This window comes from Fructilactobacillus sp. X2R1C1, assembly GCF_059901435.1.
The window spans coordinates 189,006-210,524 of record NZ_JBWXUV010000001.1; the positions used below are offsets into that span (position 1 = coordinate 189,006).

Genomic DNA, 21,519 nt, shown 5'->3' on the forward strand with positions numbered 1-21,519 from the left:
ATGAAGTGGAGCTGAAATGTTTTATGTAAATATGATGACAAAATGCTATTATAATAGTATTTATTAGAAAAGATGATTTAACAAAGCAAAAGCTATTTTTATTAAATAGTTAATATTTGTTACTAAATTCACTATGTTACATCTTTTCTTAATCAATTAATTTTTGCGGGATTCTTTAACGAATCCAGCCGGAGGTTAAAATGAATATTCATAAATTAATTGCCCTAACGGAACCGAGTTCACTTGTGTCAACCGTGATTCCCTTTTTATTGGGATTAATGTTTGTCAGCTATGATTACGGGGAAGTCGACATTTTTAATTCTATTATTTTGTTACTAGCGTGTCTTTTAATCCAGCTGATGGCCAACTCGTTGGATAATCTGGCTGATTATCACTCCGCCCTTAAGACTTCGAAAAAGGCAGCCAGGAAGTTTCGGGAGCAGACCAATTCACTAGGGGTCAACAAGATTTCATTTAAGGCGGCAGTGATTACGACCATGATCTTTGCGTTTCTAACTGCCATCTTGGGCATTTATTTGCTCATTGCGACCACGATGTGGTTACTAGTGATTGGTGTAATTGGCTTTATTATTAGTTATTTGTATTCTAGCGGACCACTGCCAATCTCTCACACGCCCTTTGGTGAAATGGCATGTTCGCTAACGATGGGAGTGGGGATTACTTACACCGTCATCATGGTAAACGTGCCGGTATCACAATTTAGTTGGCAACTGTTTTTAAATGGCCTTTTGGTGTCCACACTCGCTCTGTTTCCGCTTGCTAGTATCATGCTTGCCAATAACCTCTGTGATGTAAAGGAAGACATCCAGTTAAACCGATATACCCTAGCGTCTTTCATCGGGAAAAAGTGGTCGTTAGTGGTTTTTACTGGCAATTATGTTGTGACTTATATCATGGTAATTGTAACCGTCTGGTTGCGGCTACTTCCGGTTAGTACGTTACTGGTATTGTTCACGATTCCAGTAATTTATCTGCATGTGCGTAAATTTGTCCATGTTCAGGACAAAAAACGGACGTTCATTCTTTCCGTCAAGAGCAGTTTTGCGATTTTACTAGCGCTGATTTTGGCAGCACTGTGCCAGTTATTAATGACTTTTTTTTAAATTAATCTCGATAAGGTGGAAAATGGATTCCACCTTTAAATTTGATGTCTCGACGTTAGCCTCGCTAGCGTCTTTTTTGACGGCAAAATTCCGCCATTTGCCGGGATGGCGCTGATTCTCATCCCACCTTATGCTAGTTCCTGATACAAAGGCCTTTGGATCAAACTACTATAGGGAGATTCAATTTTATGAATAACGAGCAAGCAGCGTTTCGTTTCTTAATGGCAGGCGACCACGAGGTTGTTATTTTTGGCGTACTGAAACGTTTAGGAATCAGACCATTTTACGACCAATATCAGGACCTGGTATCAGAGGGACGCCTGGCATTTGTGAGTGCGTATCAACGCTATCCGGGTGATCCAACCGATGATAAGAGTCGATTAAATTTCATTTATCAGGGAGTTTACTGGCACATCTTGGATCTATTAAAGAAGGAAACTAGGCAGAGTTCCAGAATTGACGTTGAAAATAGTACCGACCTGGATGTTATTTCCGATGGCGGCGAAGATGTCGAAACGCGCATCATGTTTGAAGAAGTCTTGAACCGATTGAACGAAAGTGAGCACCAGCTGGTTATACGGTTGTATCGCGGCCAGTCGATGACAACAATTGCGAAAGAACTTCACGTTTCACGGAAGACCCTCTACCAGTGGAAAAAGAACATTATCAAAAAGGTCAATTGGGGTAACACATTTACCAATTGATTCGTTTCTAGTAGGTGTAAGGGGTTGGCCAACTGCCTTAACAAAATAAACTGAAGAGGATGGAAAAAATGAAAAGAAATTGGATGAAGACTAGCGCAACATACACACTTGCAGGAGAGGGTCACGCTGACGCCAAACACACCTTTAACAACCTGGTGCAAAACGTTTCAGAGGACCAGATCAAGCAGTTCGGTGTGATTTTAGCGGAATTATCCGGTGACTCATTTAAAAAGGCAACGTTGAGTTCCACTGATACTTTGGATGCTGAATAATTAGGAGGATGAACATGAGAAACTTAGAATTAGTTTTTAAATCAGATCAAAACAAGGTCAAGACCATTAAGTTGAGTTACGCTTCAAGTACTCTAGGCGAAGAAGTGGTCAAGAACGCCATGGACCGCATCGCCAAACTCGAGATGTTTCAAAAGGATGGCGTGAACTTGTACAACACACCGGTTTGTGCCCGTTACGTGGAAATTAAGAAATATCCAATTTACCAGGCGCCGGTAGTCCCAGCTACCAAGTAAATTATGAGCTTAGAAAAGCGCTTCATTATATATGAAGTGCTTTTTTTGTGCGTTATAATCGGTTTAATGGATGAACAAGTTCGAAAGGAGGAAGAGCATGAGTTTACGGTTTGTTTTAGCGCCAGATTCATTTAAGGACAGTATGTCAGCCAAACAAGTGGCAGGCGCGATGGCGGCGGGCATCATCAACGTTGATCCGTCGGCCCACATCGATAAAGTTCCAATGGCTGATGGTGGCGAAGGGACCGTTGACACGCTGGTTGACGCCACTCATGGAAGGAAGATTGACGTCACGGTTGATGGTCCGATTCCTGGTCAGAAGGTGGATTCATTCTTTGGAATGCTCGGTGACGGCAAGACCGCGGTCATCGAGATGGCGAAGGCCAGTGGACTGGAGTTAATTCCTGAAAACCGTCGTAATCCAATGGTCACAACCACGCTTGGGACTGGTGAGTTGATTAGAGCTGCCTTGGATTTTGGCGCCCAAAAAATTATCATCGGAATCGGTGGCAGTGCGACTGTTGACGGTGGAGCCGGGATGGCAACGGCCCTTGGCGTCAAGTTCATGGACGAAAACGGAAAGGTCATTATTCCAAACGGATCCTCAATCGGTCGCATCTCCGACATTTCGGTGGCGGGACTCGATCATCGGATCGCCGAGACCGAATTCGTGGTTGCTTCAGACGTGACTAATCCACTGGTCGGAAAGAACGGTGCGGCGCCGGTGTTTGGTCCGCAAAAAGGTGCCAATTCCAGTCAGGTCGTGCAACTGGACAATAATTTAAGAAGTTATGCGCACGTGATTAACGATAAATTAGGGATGGACGTTACCGGCGTTCCTGGCAGCGGTGCCGCTGGTGGTGTTGGTGCCGGACTGATGGTCTTTTTAAAGGCCAAGTTGCGTCCCGGCATTGAGATTGTGGAACAGACGGTCGGACTAGAAGAAAAGATTAAACATGCCGACTGCGTTTTCACTGGTGAGGGCAGTATTGACTCCCAGACCAAATTCGGTAAGGTGCCCTTTGGAGTCGCCAAGTTGGCCAAGAAATACCATAAACCGGTCTTTGTTGAGACGGGTCACATCGGTGAAGGAATTAGTGATCTGTACGATGCTGGAGTGTCGTCGGTGATTGACATCTTAGACGGAGTGACGTCAATGGAAGAGGCCCTTAAAAGGGGACCCGAAAACATCGAACGTACCACCGAGAATATTATAAGAATTATCAAAGCCAGTTCGAAACTTTAGATTTTAAATAGAAATAAGGTAGAATAAGCGTATGTAGTAGTGGAGTACGTTTACGAAATGGCGGTAGGAAAATGAAAAAATTTTTTTGGAACCTTCTAATTGTGGTCCTGGTCGTTGTCGGGCTTGGTCTGGTCTTTAATTCTCAGATTACTTCATGGTGGGTTGGATACCAAGGCGGACAGAAGGCTAACAGTATCACCAAGCAGGAGGCTAAGCGCGGAAATCAACGTAAGGGTGATTATGATTTTAGTAACGTGAAGGCGGTCGACGAGAACGCCATTATGAAGAGTCAAAAGGCCAAGCAGTCGCCCGCAATTGGCCGCATCAAGATTCCAGACTTAAACATTGATTTACCCATCTTTAAGGGGCTAAACGACGATGATCTAACGATTGGAGCCGGAACGATGAAGATGGACGAAAAGATGGGGGAGAAAAACTACGTCCTGGCGGGTCATCACATGAAGGACCCAAACGTGTTGTTTTCACCGCTATCAAAAGCAAAGGTCGGACAGAAAATCTACCTTTCCAATCCTAGTAAGAAGTATACCTACAAGATTACCAGCAAGAAGATTGTCTCTGAAGATGACATCTCGGTGATTAATGATAATGGCAACCAAAAAGAAATCACGCTAGTCACGTGTGCTTCTGGGAATCCGGGTGAAACCAAACGGTTGATTGTGTCCGGTAAATTAATTAAATAGTTCAAAATAAAATACCGTGTCGTTATTAATCTAATAACGACACGGTATTTTTGTGTCGTGAGTTGATAATATCAGTTGTCTTGAAAATACTCGCGAAGTTTCTTTTCAAAAGATTGGGGTGCCTCTGGGACTGGACTGGTAATCCACATCTCCAAAATAAAGAAAAAGGCCTGAGCCTGCAGATTCATAATCATATTTTTGGGAATCTTTTGCTTAACGTGAAAGTTGGGTGAGTTGTTCATAATGTTACTTTTATACTTTTTCAGTAAAAAAGCCATGAAAATCCCCTTGAGGCTTGGTTTGAGTAGGACACGAATCTGATCGCGATACTTATACACAAGCTCCGGTAGGCAATTAATCAAATTATTGACGTAGGTGTCGTCTGGATCGCTTTCCTTATTAAACTCTTCATCAATTTGATTGCATAATGTGGTTTGAATGTAAGTGATTAAATCATCAATGCTTTCGAAATTATTATAAAAGGACTTTCTTGATACGCCAGCCGAGTCTGTTAGTGATTTCACGTTGATATCAAAGATGCTTTTGTGACTAGCTTGAATTAGAAATTCGTTTGCGATTAAGTCCTTGGTTACATTGGTTGCTATTTTAAATATATAGTATTAATGTTATACTGGCTTAACGTACTCGACTGATACAGTTACTTACAACGCTAACGAAGAAAAAGCACAAGTTGACTACGTCGACCAAGATGAAGGTAATAAACTTATTCATAGCGATGCTTTAACTGGTAAATTTAGTAGTAAGTCTGGTTACACTACGAAGAATGAAATTGATAACTTAGAAGTCCAAGGATACAAATTAGTATCCGATGGATTCCTAGGCGACGGTTACACCTTCAATACTGACAACCCAACTTTCACCGTTGTCTTGAAACATAAGACCAAGACGGTTACGCCGGATAATCCTGGAACTCCAGATCAATCAATGGATCCAAACAACCCAAGTGATGCTGGTAACCCACTTATCCCTGACATTCCTGGATACACTCCAGTTGATAAGAACGGGAACAAGTTGGTCCCTGGCACACCATATCCGATTGATCACAATGATTTAGGAAAAGATACCCCAATTCATTATGTGAAGAATGCTGAACCAGAAACTCCGGTAGCTCCAAATAAACCAGAGAAACCTTCAGCACAACCGGAACAACCAGAACCAACTAAGCCAAGTGCACCAAAGGAAGTTCCGGCCGCACAACCGGAAGCTCCGAAGGCTAAGCAGGCCCCACAAACTCCTGCTAAAGCACCGGCTCAACCAGCTAAACCACAAGCAAAGCAAGTTCCAGCAGCTAAGCCAGCTAAAAAGTCTGAAAAGAAGACGACGTTACCACAAACTGGTCAAAGTTCTGATAGCTTCTTAAGCCTGATCGGAACCATGCTTCTGTCACTTCTCAGCTTCTTTGGCTTAGGAAAATGGTTTAAAGACCGAAAAGAAACCAAGTAAGTTTGTGATTTAAAGATTAAGCGAGATTAATAAGTTTAAAGGCTAACATCCATTTTGGGTGTTAGCCTTTTTTATATATTTTTAATAATTAAAAAATTCAGCAATTTATTAAGAAATAAATAAATTGCTGAAAACGTGTTGGTACTAGCATAGGGTGATTTAGATTTGAAAATTCACAACCTGAATTACCTAATTAGTTGACGAGTTTGATAAACAGAATGATTGAGTTATCGTATTTTTTATGTATAATAAGTCTTCGTAATAATGAATAATAAGTATAGTTTGTGATTTATTATTTTGTAACCGCCAGGGTACTAAGGAGTGTTTATTTATGTTTAGGGATTCAAAGAAGCGTTTTAAGATGTATAAGTCTGGGAAACGTTGGATGGTTGCCGCTCTTGTCACCACTTTCACAATCGGTGGAATGACACTGGGAGCAAGCGCTGACACCACTTCAACGCAGGCTAATGAAGGAACCGTTCCGTCTGAACAAAAAGCAGACCAGACGAGTACGGCAACACAATCGGGAACCACATCATCTAATCAAAATGATGCAAACCCAAGTAGTTCAGACCAAGCTGTCAGTGCAACAGATGGTCAGACAAAGGATAACCAGAGTCAAACAGCTGATTCGCAAAAGCAGGCGGATCAAGCAACTCAACCAGCGACTGATTCACAAACTCAGGCGCAAAATGACCAGTCAAAACAGGATGATAGTAAACAAGAATCACAATCATCCACTAATAATTCTAATCAAGCAACTCGGGACCAGAAAACTGAGCAATCATCACAAGATAGTCAAACTGATCAATTGAAGACTGACCAGTCCAGTGATGTAAAGAAGCAGGCTGATAATCAACCAAGTGCTACTTCTGACAATCAAAATCAGACCCAAGATTCATCAAGTAAAAATGATGCAACAGCTAAATCTGATTCACAAGCTGATCAGGCAAAAACTGATAGTCAGAAGAATCAAGGAAATGACACCCAAGCCAAATCGGATGATACTAATCAGGCTAAAAACGATGACACCAAAAGGGCTAATCAGCCTAATCCTGATGTTGTAAGAAGTAATCAACAAATGAATGCTGATACCACTAGTGACAGTAATACTTTGCCAAAGGGAATCGATATTACTAGTAATCCTACTCCTGCCAACACTAACTTTAATCAATTTGGAACCATGTCAGTGAGAAATGATGTTTCGGTGACTGACGCGGATGCTACGATCAATGCTGGTGACAGAATCGTCTTTAACATCGCCAATAGTACTGATCCAGGTAGTGATAGATTAATGAAGCAGGTTATCAATTGGAATAATATTTCAATGACCGGTGGTTCAGAATATGGCCACTTAGAAATTGATGCCGCAAATGGTCGAGCTTACTATATCTTTGATAAGACCATTGAATTTACAACCGGTTCATTCTCATTTACTTTGAACATTCCGTTTCAATCAAGCACAAATGTTAGTCTAGCTGGAGTTTATTTCACTTCAGAGTTTCAACATGGTAATTCAACTTATCTATTAAATACTTTTTATTATGGGTACACACCTGATAGCAACCAACCATCACCCGACCGAGTTCAAGCTCCTAACTTAGGATCTGGATTGGGAGGAGATGGTTACGCAGGTGTTGGGCCAAATTATGAGGGACCAAACGCCAACAACCCAATCTCAGGTACTTATTGGGATTCTGTATATGATCCAGCCAAGGGTGACAAACCTAGTTTCGCTAATGTTCTTTATCCTAATGCTAATCCAGACCAGGCTTTAAATAATTTAACCGGAAGAACCTGGACCGTTGAGATTCAAGGAAATGGTGCTTCATTTGATATGAGTGGACTACGTTTTGGAATTCCTGAAGCCGGAACTCCATATACACCTAAGTGGGCTGGTCAATATGCTGGTCAGTGGATTACATTAGACCAGTTAAGACAGGTTTTGCCAGGTGTACAAGTTCGGATGGACCAGATCAATGCGAATGACGCTAAGTTGTACATTACTTTCCCAGATGGAGTAACCATTCAATACTTACAGTTTACTGGTAATGTCATTGCTCCTGATCTTGGTGGAAAATATTCAGTTAATTTTGGATATTACGACGATCAAGGAACCTCATTAGATCCGCAGGGTAATCCAATAAATAAGAGTATTACCAAGTATTTCACTTACCAAAACAATGACCAACAAGGATTCTTCCCATCCATTACGGCCAGTGATAAGTCATTAAATGCCGACACCTTCAACATTGGTGATTTGGACAGTTACCTGTTAGATGGTGTAAGTTCAAGTGACGTTCAAGACGGGACCAGTGATAAAGTTGAAATCTCCGATGATGCCGCTTTAAGAGAAGCCATTGCTAACAAGCAAGCTGGTGTCTATAACGTGACTTATAAGACAACCAATTCGAAAGGATTGACGAGTTATAAGACGGTGAGTGTCACAGTCGTTCTTAGTCAAGAAGTTACAGACTCAACCACTGGAACATTTACCATTCATTACGTTGATCAAAATGGTAATACCCTCCAACCAGATAAGGTCATTACCGCGCACTTCACCCGGACTGGTCAAAGAGACCCATTGACAAATAAGACTAGCTGGAATAAGTGGACAAGTACCGATAACACTTATGACATTCTATCACCAAGTGTTCCTAACAGAACTCCTAGTCAGGATTCAGTCAGTGGAACCATCAATCCTGACGAAAATGGTTCAACAAAAGTGATTTACACTGATAATACTGAAGATTTAAAGGATGAAGCAAATGGGCAAGTAACCATTAACTATGTTGATCAAAATGGTAATCAGGTTGCCCCATCGAAGACAGTTGTTGCCCACTTTACTCGGACTGGAACTAAGGATTTGGTAACTGGTAAAGTTACTTGGAACGATTGGATAAGTACTGACAACACTTACGACGTGACATCGCCAAATGTTCCTAACAGAACTCCTAGTCAGAAATCAGTTATCGGAACGATTAACCCAAATGATAACAGTGAAATAAATATTACTTATGCTGACGACACTACGGAAGTAAGTGAGCAAGCAACTGGTCAAACTACCATTAATTACATTGACAAGACTGGTGGCAACCAAGTGGCACCATCAAAGGTTATTACTGGTCATTTCACCCGGACTGGGACTAAGAATTTAGTAACGAATGATGTTACTTGGAATGATTGGACAAGTGATGATGCTCATTACAATGTTGATTCACCTAAGGTTTACAACATGGTACCCGATAAATATCAAGTTATTGGAAACGTTGTTCGTGGGGAAAATAATACAATTAATGTCTACTACACCCATGACACAGCTTCATTAATTGGTAATGCAATTGGTCAAAGAACCATTCACTATGTTGATCAAAATGGTAACCAAGTGGCACCTTCAAAGACTATTTCCGTTAAATTCACTCGAAATGGGACGAAGGACTTTGCAACGGGTGAACTTACCTGGGGACCATGGATGAGCGATGGCAGTGATACTTACAACGTTGCCTCACCAGAAATTGCTAACATGACTCCTGACCAAAGTTCGATTAGTGGAACCATTACGCCAAATGAAAATGATTCAGTGAAGGTTACTTACACGCATAACACTGAAGCAGTATCAGATCAGACAACTGGTCAGGTTACCATTCATTATGTTGATCAAAATGGTAACCAAGTAGCACCATCAAAGACGATTACGGCTCACTTCACTCGAACTGGAACCAAAGATTTGGTAACTGGTGAAGTCACATGGAACGATTGGACGAGTGATGACAATACTTATAGTGTTAAATCACCAAGTGTTACCGACATGACTCCCGATCAAGCGGTCGTCAATGGAACCATCGGTCCAGATGAGATGGGAACAGAAAAAGTTATCTATTCTAAGGAACAGACAGGTGAAACTAGCCCAACGCCAAATCATCCGGAGGACCACAATGGTGGAAACCCAACGGAACCAGAGAATCCAACTAATGGAAACAATGGTGAAAGTGGGAACAACGTTGAACCAAACACACCAAACAACAATGGTGGAAATGGTACAATGACACCAAATGATCACAATGGCAATGCGGTTCCTGAAAGTAATGGAAGTTCAAATAAGAACAACTCGAATTCTTCAGAAACAACCGCCCCAGAATCCTCTACTTCAGAAAGTAATACCCATGTTAAGTCACAAAAACATGGGACTAATGAAGCTAAGGAAAATGCAACCAACACTAATAAGAAGGGTGAGTTGCCACAAACTGGTCAAGAAGATAACAGTTTCCTAAGTGTTATTGGAATTATGTTACTTTCAATTCTTGGTATCTTTGGATTAGGGAAATGGTTTAAAGATAAAAAAGAAACCAAATAAGCTTTAAATTGAATGGTCGACATCTATGAAATGGATGTTGACCATTTTTTTGTGGCTAATTTATGGAAAGCTATTTAACAAAAGCCGGGTTTAATAAAACTTTTAAAATTAATTTGGTGCGGGAATAAAAAAATTTTGAAAATATTTTTGTGAATTTTACTCCCCCAAAATCGGTCAAAAAAAGAATTGACAGTAGATAAATTGTGAACGATTGGATAAGGTTCATGTTATTTTAATCAATCAATTAAATAAGAAATGTTTTTTGACAAGATTAGCTATAATCACCGGTAAATCAATGATAAATTGACTAACCATTCGTAAGAGAAAATTTAAATATCGGAAATTCGATAAAACTCATGGGTCACTAGATTTTGCACGCTGTTTTTACGTAGTAATTATTATTTTATAACCCCTCTTTGCTAGTACATTTTACAGATATTGTGAAACATATTAAAGGGTTGAATGCCGACATCATCATGTTTACAATGTTGATTGTGAATATATAAACAGCAGTTTTACTATATATTCTGATAATTCACAAGATGTATTTTAGAACGAGAGGGGAAACCTTATGCAGAACAATACCAAGAAACATTACAAGATGTATAAAGCCGGAAAGCGGTGGATGGTCGCAGCCATTGTGACCGTCGCTACCGTCGGAGGATTGACGGTTGGCGCAAGCGCTGATACCAACGGTCAATCTAATAATAATAATCACAATATACAAATTATTAAAAAAGCAGCGTCCAGTCAACCAGTAAAGGGTGACCTAGTCACGACGTCTGCTCAATCGCAACCAGAAAATCAAAGTAAGTCGAATCCAGCCATAACTCAAACGCAGGATAATGCGGCTCAAGCTAATACTAATCAGACCACTGGGATAGCTCCAATGGTCAGTGCTCAACCAGGACAAACTGATTCATCTAAACCGACGACTAACACTGCGCAGGTGGACCAATCGTCATCGAAGAATGGTAACGGTCAAACCGAAAGAGCAGCTCAAACAAATTCACAACCGACTAACAACCAAGCCACTGCTAGTCAGAACAATGCGCAAAGCAAAAATCAATCGACTCAACCAGAGCCAAATAACGGCCAACAAAACGCAACTGACCAAAAGACTGCCCCAGCACCCGCTAATCAAGCTAGTCAAAAAACTGATAATCAAGGTGCCAATTTTAATAAACAAGTAGTTGCTCCAGAAAAGCAAGCACCGAAAACCACTAATAACGTTCAGACTAACCAACCGGTGGTAATTAATCAACAAGCAAAACAAACGACTAAAAACGTTCAGTTAAGTGACAAGGTTTATAACATAACGGCGGGTGCCATTGATGTTATGAAAGGCCAGCCAGTTCCGACTGATCCCGCTGACTACAGTATTACTGCTAGTGTAAATGGCACTCCATTAACGGTTACTTCCATCGATGTTTCAGATGTTAATAATGAGGTTCCTGGAACATACAAATATGGTTTCACCCTTTCTGATGGAAGTGTTTGGACCACTGGAATTGTCCAAGTGGTTAATTTTACCGCTAATAATCTTGTCGTCTATCAAGGAAATCCAACTAATATTGATTTTTCCGATCCAGATAGTTATGACGCAATTATGGGAAACCCAACATGGCCTAGCATGGCCATTTGGGGTGTCTATGGTGGTGTAGATGCCAACAAGCCAGGGACTTATCACGTCATAATAATGGGTACTAGTGATCCTAATGGTCCGCAACTCAATAGAACCGTCACCGTTGTTCCCATTCCCGCTGATGCGGTTACCGGTCACGATATCAGTATTCGAATTGGGCAAGCCGTTCCAGACGACGCTAAATCCTATGGTGCGACCGCTCTGAACCCAGATGGCAGTCCAGCAACAATTACTGGGATTGACACTTCCAAAGTCAATAACACTAAAGCGGGAGATTATCCGGTTGTTATCAGTGCGTCAAACGGTTTAACCAAGACGGTCTACGTTCACGTGCTCTTTAACCACACGAGTTTAAGTGCGCATAACCTGACCATCTATACTGGCGACCAGGTTCCAACCGACCCAGCTGCTTATGACGCTAAGGCAACTGATTATGATGGCAATCCGGCTAAAATCACTAAGATTGATGTGTCGAAGGTAAACAATGAGGTTCCTGGCGTTTATCCAGTTTGGATTCACGCTGACAATGGTGAGACACTAGGTGTCACCGTCACGGTCGTTAAGAGTCGGATTAGCATTGCCGCTCATGGAACCAGCATCAGAATTGGGAGACAGGTTCCAACGTGGCCAAGTGCATATGGTGCTAAAGCAACCTACAAGAATGGGAAACCCGCCAAAATTACCAAGATTGACGTTTCGAAGGTTAATAACCAAGTTCCTGGTGATTACCCGGTCACCATTACTTCAGATAACGGTGAAAGTATCACCGTGACCGTCACTGTCTTGAAGAATCACACGCGCTTAAGTGCTAACAACATCAAGATTTACGTTGGTCAAAAAGTTCCAACCAACCCAGCAGCTTACGGTGCTCAAGCAACTGATTACGACGGCAATCCAGCCCAGATTACAAACATTGACGTATCTAAAGTAAACAATGAAGTTCCTGGCGTTTATCCAGTAACGATTACTGCCAACAACGGTGAAAAACTGGGTGTCACGGTTACAGTGCTCCATGACGAAGCAACGTTAGTGGGACACGGATTAACCATTTACGTTGGCGACCAGGTCCCAACTGACCCACAAGCTTATGGTGCCAGTTCCACTAACACAGACGGTACAGAAGCAAGTATCACTAACGTCGATACTTCCAAGGTTAATAATAAGGTGCCGGGTCAATATCCAGTCACCATTACTTCATCAAATGGCAAGAAACTAGTAGTAACGGTGACCGTCTTAGCGGATAAGACGAGTCTTGAAGGTCACGGAATTACCATTCACGTTGGTGATCTAGTTCCTACCAATGCCGCTGCCTACGGTGCTAGAGCAACTAACGCTGATGGTACGGAAGCAACGATCACAAGCATTGACACCTCGAAAGTTAATAACCAAGTTCCTGGTCAATACAAAGTTATCATTACCGCTTCAAACGGGGACACATTGGTAGTAACGGTCACGGTTTTGGCTAAGAATGCACCAACCCCGAACCACCCAAGCAACAATGGTGGTAACGGCACTAACCCGATTACACCAAGTCATAACGGTGGAAACGGTAATGGTGGCAGTTCGGTAACTCCAAATCAACCAAGTGGCAATTCTGTCATGCCAGGTCAACCAACTAACAATGGTGGATCTGCGGTAGTTCCAAATAATGGCAGTCAGACCGGTACACCAGAAGCTTCAACGAAGCAGAACGGTAGTCAAGTAGTCGAACCGCAAAGTACGCAAGCCATTCACCAGGCTTTCAATTCTTCAGAAAAGAATGCTAAGCAGAATTCCAAGAACTTGCCACAAACTGGTGAGAACGACTCGTTAATTCTCGAGTTAATCGGTCTTGGCTTTATTGCTTCAGCAATGGCTTTGGCACTTCATGATTTAAAACATCGGGTCAAATAACTCGGTATCATGGTTAAATACGAGAAGTTTGAAAAATTTGTTTAATTAAAGTAAATTAGTTCAAAAAAATAGCCTTCAGGAATTTCCTGAAAGTATAAAAGCCTCACAAGTTGAATTTATCGTCCAACTTGTGGGGCTTTATTATGTCTAAATTAAATTATGTGGACTTAGGTTGCTTACACTTTTAAACAATGCGGTATACTTATTTCAATTTATATTATGAGCCTATTAATGAAAACATATTAAGTTTAACTAATGGAGAATTAACATGAATAAAATTTTATTGTGTTCAAACTTTTTAGTTGATTTACTCTTTATGATGTTGACCACTTTGTTACCCATATTTGTTTTTTCATTAACAAAATCTTATTCAGATGTTGGTAAGATACTGCTTGTTTTTACAATAAGTGTCTTAATTGTAAGACTTTCTGTATGGCATTCGGTAGGGAAAATAAAGTTAAGACTTTTATTTGGAACCATATCATTTTGTGCAACATATGTTATTTTCTTACTTTTCTTTAAAAATTTCTTATTCTATTATGTGGGATCTATACTATTGGGAATAGGAATTGGATTAATTCCTCCGATATTATTAAACCTTTTGACAAAAACGCAAAATGTTAAAACAAATGGGAAAAATATCGGTTTATATAATATAACCACTGCTGTATCATCAGCAACTGGCCCAATGATTGCGGAATTATTATATAAGTCGTCTGTTAAACTTTTACTTTTTAGTTGGCTTGCTTTGGCAATCCTTTTATTAATACTTGTTATAAAGGTGATATCTAATAAGCAAACAACTATCACTGATAATACTCATACGAATAATGTCCCATTTAAATTTATGTCTTTAAAGTTATCCGTTCTACTTTTGTTTCTAACTGCCATTGCTATCTCTTATGGGACCATAATAAGTTATCTTCCGATTTATTTTAGCCATCTTCATTTATCCGTTGGTATTTACTATTTCCTGTTTTGGCTTTTTTATTCCATCGCTCAAGGGTCACACTTTTTTAATTCGAGTTGGGAATCGTTAACTATTATTGCTTTAGGGATGATTATTAGTATGGCAATTATTTCCTACAGTAATCTAAGTATATTGTCGTATCTTAGCGGCATTTTGTTTGGATATTTATATGGGTCGATATTTAGAATATATTATTCACTAATGGCAAAAATAAAGAATCCTACGTCAAGAAATAATGGATATGGAATAGTGGGTTTGATGTCTTATATTGGGGTAGGAATTTCACAAATCTTTATTAGCCCATTTCTAAAGTTGCCCATTAATAATATTTTTTTCTTAAGTAGTATGTATTTAATTCCATTTTTTATATTAATACCATTAGTATTGAGGAAAAAACAAAATTAAAATATTAAGTTAAATTAGTTTAAAAAAATAGCCTTCAGGAATTTCCTGAAGGCTATTTTCATTGGTCCCACTTCGTCACTAATGAGTGGCCCACGGTTACAATTGGCTGATAGCTTAAGACTTGGTTGGTCTTGGTGTTGTACAGCACGTCGCCAAGCTTGTCGACGTTGTCACCGCCATTTTGGTTGTACTTGATTGCGTACGTGACGATGACGCGAATCTTTTTAATCGTTTCGGGACTGTTGGGATTGTCGTACATCTGTAGCCCGACCATTTTACTCTTGACGCCCATGCTTTTGACCTTATCCTTGGTTTGCTTGTTTCCCTGTTTACCAAAGACTCTTTGGTTGCTGGCATAATTTGGTCCAATGAGTCCAGCTTCCCTTAGGACTTGGGGCCGTGCCAGAAATTGATCGTCGTTGTTGTAGGTATAGAAAATCTGGAAGAATTCGTTTAGGTTCTTGTAGGTCGTGTCAGCCATGTGTTGGTTTTGCAGAATACTTCCGGCCTTTTGATTATCGGTGTTTAAAAGGCGATTCTTATAACGCTTGTTTAGGGAGTTAAACCGTTGGTTGTACGTCTTCTGCTCGGCAGAAAGAGTGGCCTGATTAGTTTTAACCTGGGTGTTAATGGTGTCATTATGAATCATCAGGGTGAAGATGGCGAGGAGCAAGACGACAATGATTACGAACATGATTGCTAGAACACTGACGTTTTTATTGAGGTGAAATTTGTTGTTTTTAGCCATTGATTTCTTGACCTCCTAACGCCACGAACGTGCTGGTCCATGAAGTCCCAACGAGGGTCGTCTTTCGTTTCTTAACGTTGTAGTTAACGACGTAATTCAAGACGTTTGGCTTCTTATTCTTCCTTGAGGCAAAGGTAATGGTGATCATCGAGTTGTAGGATTGAGACTGGCTGTCGTAACGAGCGTTGTTGACGGAGACGTCCTCAATCTTTTGGTTTAGGTATTTTTTATTGTGTCCCTTGGTACTTAGAACCGTTTTAGTAAAGGCTGGATCGAAACGATCCTTTTTAAACTGCTTACTAACGGCTTGACGCTGTTTGCTTGATTTGGCCATGTATGCCATCTTCATGGCCTTTTGGTAGACCTGGTCGTTATTTTTCTGAATGGATGTGATGTCGACTCCGGTCTGGTGCTGCTTTTGAACTTTTTGCGTGGTCTTTTTGGCGTTTAACGTATTGGTTTCCTGCCGGGTTGTCCTAATCTTAGTCATAAGTTGTTGGTTTTTAGCCTTGGCGTGATGAGTTGAGACTAACAGACATCCTATCAGGATCACTAAGACGAAGATGATGCAGGATGCGACCGTCACGCAAACTAGGTTGACGTCATGTTTGGACTTGTTCATAAAATACCCTCGAATTCTGGAAAATGTAGTTACGTTAATTATAGCGGCTTTCCGTGAGAAGTGTAAATCAAATTTCCGTTAAGTTTCATTGGTTCTAAAATTGTGATAAATTGTTAAGCAAAATATTTTCCCTGAAATTTCATTCCATGTAAAATTATAGGTAAGGAAGTGATAAGAAATGGCTAAAGTAGCTGTACTTGTAACTAATGACGTTGAAGATGTTGAATTGACTTCACCAGTCGAAGCATTGAAAAAAGCTGGTCACGATATTACGATCATCGATAAGAAGGCTGGCGAAGAGATCACTGGTAAACACGGACACAAGACCAAGGTTGACGCTGGAATTGCCGATGTTATGCCGGAAAGCTTTGATGCTTTGCTAGTTCCCGGTGGCTTTTCACCAGATCAACTGCGGGGTGACCCACGGTTTGTTAAATTTGCGAGAAGTTTCTTGTTAGCTGACAAGCCAACGTTTGCGATCTGCCATGGTCCCCAATTGTTCATGCAGACGGGACTGGTTAAAGGTCGCACGATGACCGCTTATAAGACGGTTCAAACTGATATTTACTACGCTGGTGCCATTGTGAAAGATGAACCGGTTGTAAAGGATCATCACTTGATTACGAGTCGAACTCCGGATGATTTGGATCAGTTCAACGCTGCCATTGTTGAAGACTTAATTTAAACTAGCAATAGTAAAAATGCTTTACGTATTTAATTACGTAAAGCATTTTTTTAATTATGAGTGATAAACGATTTGGCCGTTAACAAAGGTCATAAGGTTTTGTGCATCGACTTGCTTGCCAATAAACGGCGAATTAATTCCCTTTGATTTCATGTTTTTGGTTGTAATTTGGTGCGGGGCATCGAGATTCCAGACTGAGAAATTGGCGTGATTGCCAACCTTGATTTGGTTTTCTTTTGAGAGATTGAAGGAGGCGGTTGGCTTGCCACTCATCCATTCTAATAGTTGACTCAAAGTCACCTGACCGGTTTCAACCAGTCTGGTGTACAGTAGTGGAAAGGCCGTTTCGATGCCGGTGATCCCGAAAGCCGCATCGTTAAAGGAATGCCCCTTATCAGAGACAGTGTGGGGAGCGTGGTCGGTCGCAATCATGTCGATGGTTCCGTCAAGCAATCCATCTAGTAACGCTTGCCGGTCTTTTTTGGTTCTCAGTGGCGGATTCATCTTGTACATGGGGTCCGTCACTGGTAATCATGGAATCGTCTAATAGCAGGTGATGGGGAGAGACCTCGGCGGTGACGTTGACGTCATCCGCTTTAGCTCGTCGAATCAGTTCCACACTGCGCGCTGTTGAGACGTGACAGACGTGGTAATGAATGCCACTAGCGCGTGCTAGTTCGAGGTCGCGAGCTAGTTGGCTGGTTTCCGTCACTTCAGGAACGCCCTTTAGGCCAAGTTTTTGAGCTGCTAATCCTTCATTAATGACGCCGCCGTTCATTAACGAGCGGTCTTCGACGTGGGCAGCCAGAGGCAATCCAGTTTGAGCGATTTTTTTCATGGCCTTGTACATGGTATGGGCGCTCTGAATTCCAATTCCATCGTTACTGAAGGCCACGGCTCCAGCCTGTTTCATTGCGGCGAAGTTCACGAGTTGGTTACCACGTTCGTTGTAGGTGACGGGGGCGAACTGTTTCACGTTGACAACGCCCTGTTGTAGGTTATGTTCAATCATTGATTTTAGTTTATCAGGAGTATTGGGGACGGGCATGACGTTTGGCATGGCACAAACGGTCGTGTAACCACCGTGAGCGGACGCTTCACTACCGGTTTTTACGGTTTCCTTTTCCGTTTGACCGGGGTCTCTGAAGTGAACGTGCACGTCTACCAAACCGGGCAGTACCACCTTATTCTTGGCGTTAATGACCCTGTCGGTTTGCGTCGGCTCAATTTGAGGTTTAATTTGTTTAATAACACCATCATCTAACAGTAAATCACACCGTTTGAGCGCTTGATTTTGAAATACTTGCCCGTTTTGAATTAAAATTTTCATCGTTCGTCAATTTCCTCAATATCTGCTTTATTCACAATGCCCTTATTAACGAGGACGTCGGTCAAAATGGCCATGCGCATGTACATCCCGTTCGTCATCTGTTTAAAGATTCGCGACTTGTCAGCTTCGACGAGGTCGGAATCAATCTCAATTCCACGGTTGACGGGAGCGGGGTGCATGATGATGGCGTTGTCCTTCATCGTTTGGTAGCGCTCCTTGGTTAGGCCAAACTGCTCATGATAACTGGTAGCGTCAAAGTCCGCCAGTTCTTTTCCGAGGCGTTCCTTTTGCACCCTGAGTAACATCACAATGTCGGAATTGTGGGCCAGTTCGTCAACGGTTAAATGTTTACCGTACTCCTCAAATTTCGGGTCGTACCACTGGTCGGGACCCGCAAACGACACGTACGCTCCGAGTTTAGTTAAAAGTTCCATGTTGGAACGGGCCACTCGGGAGTGGTTTAAGTCGCCAATGATCCCGACGTTTAAATCCTTGAAGGTGCCAAATTCCTGGTAGATGGTCATCATGTCAAGAAGTGATTGGGATGGGTGCTGGCCACTTCCGTCACCACCGTTGACCACACTAATTTTCAGGTTGTCGTCCAGTAGTTGTCGGTAGTACTCGTTTTCGGGATGCCGAATGACTGCGATGTCAACGCCAATCGCCTGAAGCGTTTTGATGGTGTCGGAGAGGGTCTCACCCTTGGTGACCGAACTGGTATCCGCGTTAAACTGGAGGACCTGGATTCCGAGTCTGCGTTCCGCCATCTCAAAGCTGGTGTGCGTTCTGGTACTGTTCTCAAAGAAGAGGTTCATTGCGTAGGTGGGGCGGTTTAGGTGCACCAATTTGCCTTCTTTAAAGAGTTGCGCCAGTTTAATCTTATGTAAAACCTGTTCCTCATCCATGTCAGAGACCGTCACTAAGTCATGCTTGTATGAATATGCCATTTGATCCTCCTAGATTTTCACTTGGTTGAATTGCGTAAATAAAGGGCCTACTACAAATTAACGTAGCACGCCCACTTTTTGACATGACCAGTTAACTTTTCAATCTCTCTGGATTGAATTAAAGTAGTCTCGATTTATTTGATAAATACTCTAACTAAATTGACGTAGAAAGTCAATTATTTTTTAGGCAGGTTTTCTAAGTTGACAATTGAGGGTGGGGGTCGTTATGATAATGACAATCAATCTTTAATTGGTTCAGAGAATCCAAAAGATTGTCCATCCTAATTAAACTAATCGCGGTCGCAACTATGACAAATGGGAACTTCTCTGAATGCCCACTAGTAGTTGTGACTTTTTATATACCAAAGGAGTTATTTACAATGGATCACATTTCAATTGCAACACAGATCGGTAACGAAACGTTTGCCCATCCCTTTTTAAATGCCGCTGGAGTCTTTGACGAAACCGCCGAAGAGATGAATCAAATCCTGAAATCCGAAGCTGGTGGCGTGACGACCAAGAGTGCCACGTTAGAGCCACGTAAAGGAAATCCCAAGCCGCGCTACGCTGAAACAGAATTTGGCAGTATCAATTCCATGGGACTGCCAAACAAGGGACTGGCATACTATCTTGATTACATTGAACAGAATCAGATTGATAAGCCAATCGATTTATCAATCTCGGGAACCTCCCTTGGTGACAACATCACGGCTCTAAGAAAAATTCAAGACAGTAGCTTTACTGGTCTCTGTGAGCTTAACTTGTCGTGTCCAAATGTGATTGGCAAGCCTCAGATTGGTTACGATTTTGCGGCCGTTCACGCGGCCATGGAAGCCATTTTTAGTTTTTACACCAAGCCACTGGGCCTCAAGTTACCACCGTATTTTGACCTACAACAATACGACGCCATAAGTAAGATTTTGAACCAGTATCCCTTGACCTACATCAACACCATTAACAGTGTTGGTAACGGCTTGGTAGTGGACGCTGACACCGAATCAGCAGTCATTTCCCCCAAGGGTGGTTTTGGCGGAATCGGTGGTTCATACGTCAAGCCCGTGGCGTTAGCTAATGTACGAGCTTTCAGAAAGCGTTTGAAGTCAGAAATCAAGATTATCGGAACTGGTGGCGTTCGTACCGGAAAGGATGCCTTTGAGTTAATCCTGTGTGGTGCTGATGTGGTTGAGGTCGGAACGGCCCTTTTAAAGGAAGGCCCTGAAATCTTTTCACGTTTGGATTCTGAACTGACAGATATCATGCTTCACAAGGGTTATCATCAGTTGTCTGATTTTCGGGGGAAACTCAAGGAGCGGCAGGACTAGTTTGGTCCTAGAATGATTTTAAATACTGTTATTAACGAAAGGGTGACCACACGATCGAATCGCGTGATCACCTTTTTAATTTGAACCTTAAACTGCGTTTGAAATTTCACCAATTGGACCGGGAATTAACAGTACTAACGCCATGCAGACGAGTAGTACGATTACAAGTACAACAGCGATGGCAATAATAATCTTAGTTGACTTGGGCATAAATCTCCTCCTAATCATTTTTGATTAGATCAGTCAAAAAGATGAGCTCCCATGAATTGAAACACACAATCTCGATCTTTTTGAGTTTGATCTTGTGTTCCTCATTTAAAATGGGGTCAAACGGATCGTCAACGGCTCGTGAAATCAGTGAGAAATTGGACGATTCTCGATTTTTCATGTAGCCGATGCGGTCTTTTTTCTGGTTCTTCTTGTTAATTGTGACGACTTCAAAATTCACTTCACTCCGTGACAGATAATCAAGGACCTCCTGAAGTGGATTCTTAAAAGGAAGGTCTTCAATTGTTTTAATTTGTGGTGTATCCTTAAGCCCATATTCAGTCGCAAGGGTCCGATATTCGATCATCTGTTTTAAGTATGGAGTTCCCGTGTTAAAAACCGGAACTTCTTTCGTCAGATCGATTAATTCGTAGTTATCAAGACGACCTTCGAGGTCAATGGTCCTCATCAGCGCATACTTGTCGTTATGTTTTAAAATGTAACCAACGTCGAATTTATTTTTCCGTTCATTTTCAAAGTATTCCACCATCGTGGTGGGATTGAGTTCATCAATATCAATGTCTTCCATTTTATTCACCTCCTGGGCTCAATTTCATCATACCCAA

Annotated in this window: 18 protein-coding genes and 2 pseudogenes; 13 read left to right on the forward strand and 7 right to left on the reverse strand. The window is 41.6% G+C overall.

Annotated features, from left to right (window positions below; genetic code table 11):
• Positions 1-200: 200 nt before the first annotated feature.
• From AC6UDG_RS00830 to AC6UDG_RS00855, 6 genes are all read left to right on the forward strand, one after another.
• Positions 201-1,124, forward strand: coding sequence for a prenyltransferase (locus tag AC6UDG_RS00830; RefSeq protein WP_500706124.1), 924 nt, complete (start codon positions 201-203; stop codon positions 1,122-1,124).
• Between the two features lie 188 nt (positions 1,125-1,312).
• Positions 1,313-1,828, forward strand: coding sequence for a sigma-70 family RNA polymerase sigma factor (locus AC6UDG_RS00835; RefSeq protein ID WP_500706125.1), 516 nt, complete (start codon positions 1,313-1,315; stop codon positions 1,826-1,828).
• 68 nt (positions 1,829-1,896) lie between these two features.
• Complete coding sequence (locus AC6UDG_RS00840) at positions 1,897-2,100, forward strand: DUF1659 domain-containing protein (protein ID WP_500694590.1); 204 nt, start codon at positions 1,897-1,899, stop codon at positions 2,098-2,100.
• A 14-nt stretch (positions 2,101-2,114) separates the two neighbouring features.
• Positions 2,115-2,354, forward strand: coding sequence for a DUF2922 domain-containing protein (locus AC6UDG_RS00845; protein WP_500696311.1), 240 nt, complete (start codon positions 2,115-2,117; stop codon positions 2,352-2,354).
• A gap of 97 nt (positions 2,355-2,451) precedes the next feature.
• Positions 2,452-3,600, forward strand: a complete 1,149-nt coding sequence (locus AC6UDG_RS00850) for a glycerate kinase (protein ID WP_500706126.1) — start codon at positions 2,452-2,454, stop codon at positions 3,598-3,600.
• Between the two features lie 71 nt (positions 3,601-3,671).
• A complete protein-coding gene (locus AC6UDG_RS00855) occupies positions 3,672-4,301 on the forward strand; it encodes a class A sortase (protein WP_500696313.1) in 630 nt (209 codons plus the stop codon).
• Between the two features lie 71 nt (positions 4,302-4,372).
• Here the strand turns inward: AC6UDG_RS00855 and AC6UDG_RS00860 are convergent, their stop codons facing one another.
• Entirely contained in the window at positions 4,373-4,825 is a 453-nt protein-coding gene (locus tag AC6UDG_RS00860; protein WP_500706127.1) for a hypothetical protein, read from the reverse strand.
• Positions 4,826-4,994: 169 nt separating this feature from the next.
• On the opposite strand from AC6UDG_RS00860, the pseudogene AC6UDG_RS00865 reads away from it, so the two are divergent.
• The 5 genes and pseudogenes from AC6UDG_RS00865 to AC6UDG_RS00885 form a co-directional block, all read left to right on the forward strand.
• Positions 4,995-5,186 (forward strand): annotated as a pseudogene (locus AC6UDG_RS00865) (mucin-binding protein); the annotation flags it as partial.
• Between the two features lie 3 nt (positions 5,187-5,189).
• Positions 5,190-5,765: an LPXTG cell wall anchor domain-containing protein gene (locus tag AC6UDG_RS00870; RefSeq protein WP_500706128.1), complete on the forward strand. Its 576-nt coding sequence runs from the start codon at positions 5,190-5,192 to the stop codon at positions 5,763-5,765.
• 331 nt (positions 5,766-6,096) lie between these two features.
• Positions 6,097-10,119, forward strand: coding sequence for a mucin-binding protein (locus AC6UDG_RS00875; RefSeq protein ID WP_500706129.1), 4,023 nt, complete (start codon positions 6,097-6,099; stop codon positions 10,117-10,119).
• A 571-nt stretch (positions 10,120-10,690) separates the two neighbouring features.
• Positions 10,691-13,657, forward strand: a complete 2,967-nt coding sequence (locus AC6UDG_RS00880; RefSeq protein ID WP_500706130.1) for a bacterial Ig-like domain-containing protein — start codon at positions 10,691-10,693, stop codon at positions 13,655-13,657.
• Positions 13,658-13,925: 268 nt separating this feature from the next.
• Positions 13,926-15,032 carry an MFS transporter gene (locus tag AC6UDG_RS00885; protein WP_500706131.1) on the forward strand — a complete coding sequence of 369 codons (1,107 nt, stop codon included), beginning with the start codon at positions 13,926-13,928 and terminating at the stop codon, positions 15,030-15,032.
• A gap of 58 nt (positions 15,033-15,090) precedes the next feature.
• Here the strand turns inward: AC6UDG_RS00885 and AC6UDG_RS00890 are convergent, their stop codons facing one another.
• Entirely contained in the window at positions 15,091-15,780 is a 690-nt protein-coding gene (locus AC6UDG_RS00890; RefSeq protein WP_500706132.1) for a hypothetical protein, read from the reverse strand.
• Positions 15,773-16,402: a hypothetical protein gene (locus AC6UDG_RS00895; RefSeq protein WP_500696321.1), complete on the reverse strand. Its 630-nt coding sequence runs from the start codon at positions 16,400-16,402 to the stop codon at positions 15,773-15,775. The genes AC6UDG_RS00890 and AC6UDG_RS00895 overlap by 8 nt, the downstream gene beginning before the upstream one ends.
• 178 nt (positions 16,403-16,580) lie before the next feature.
• Here AC6UDG_RS00895 and AC6UDG_RS00900 point away from each other — a divergent pair, with 178 nt between their 5' ends.
• Complete coding sequence (locus AC6UDG_RS00900) at positions 16,581-17,087, forward strand: type 1 glutamine amidotransferase domain-containing protein (RefSeq protein ID WP_500695500.1); 507 nt, start codon at positions 16,581-16,583, stop codon at positions 17,085-17,087.
• A gap of 54 nt (positions 17,088-17,141) precedes the next feature.
• Here the strand turns inward: AC6UDG_RS00900 and pyrC are convergent.
• A pseudogene (gene pyrC, locus AC6UDG_RS00905) lies at positions 17,142-18,417 on the reverse strand (dihydroorotase).
• Positions 18,414-19,364, reverse strand: a complete 951-nt coding sequence (locus tag AC6UDG_RS00910; RefSeq protein ID WP_500706133.1) for an aspartate carbamoyltransferase catalytic subunit — start codon at positions 19,362-19,364, stop codon at positions 18,414-18,416. The pseudogene pyrC and the gene AC6UDG_RS00910 overlap by 4 nt, the downstream one beginning before the upstream one ends.
• Positions 19,365-19,744: 380 nt before the next feature.
• Between AC6UDG_RS00910 and AC6UDG_RS00915 the strand changes: the two genes are divergently transcribed.
• Positions 19,745-20,686, forward strand: coding sequence for a dihydroorotate oxidase (locus AC6UDG_RS00915; protein ID WP_500706134.1), 942 nt, complete (start codon positions 19,745-19,747; stop codon positions 20,684-20,686).
• A gap of 87 nt (positions 20,687-20,773) precedes the next feature.
• On the opposite strand, the gene AC6UDG_RS00920 is transcribed toward AC6UDG_RS00915, so the two are convergent.
• Positions 20,774-20,896, reverse strand: coding sequence for a hypothetical protein (locus AC6UDG_RS00920; RefSeq protein ID WP_500695496.1), 123 nt, complete (start codon positions 20,894-20,896; stop codon positions 20,774-20,776).
• Between the two features lie 10 nt (positions 20,897-20,906).
• Positions 20,907-21,482, reverse strand: a complete 576-nt coding sequence (locus tag AC6UDG_RS00925; protein ID WP_500706135.1) for a hypothetical protein — start codon at positions 21,480-21,482, stop codon at positions 20,907-20,909.
• Positions 21,483-21,519 lie beyond the last annotated feature (37 nt).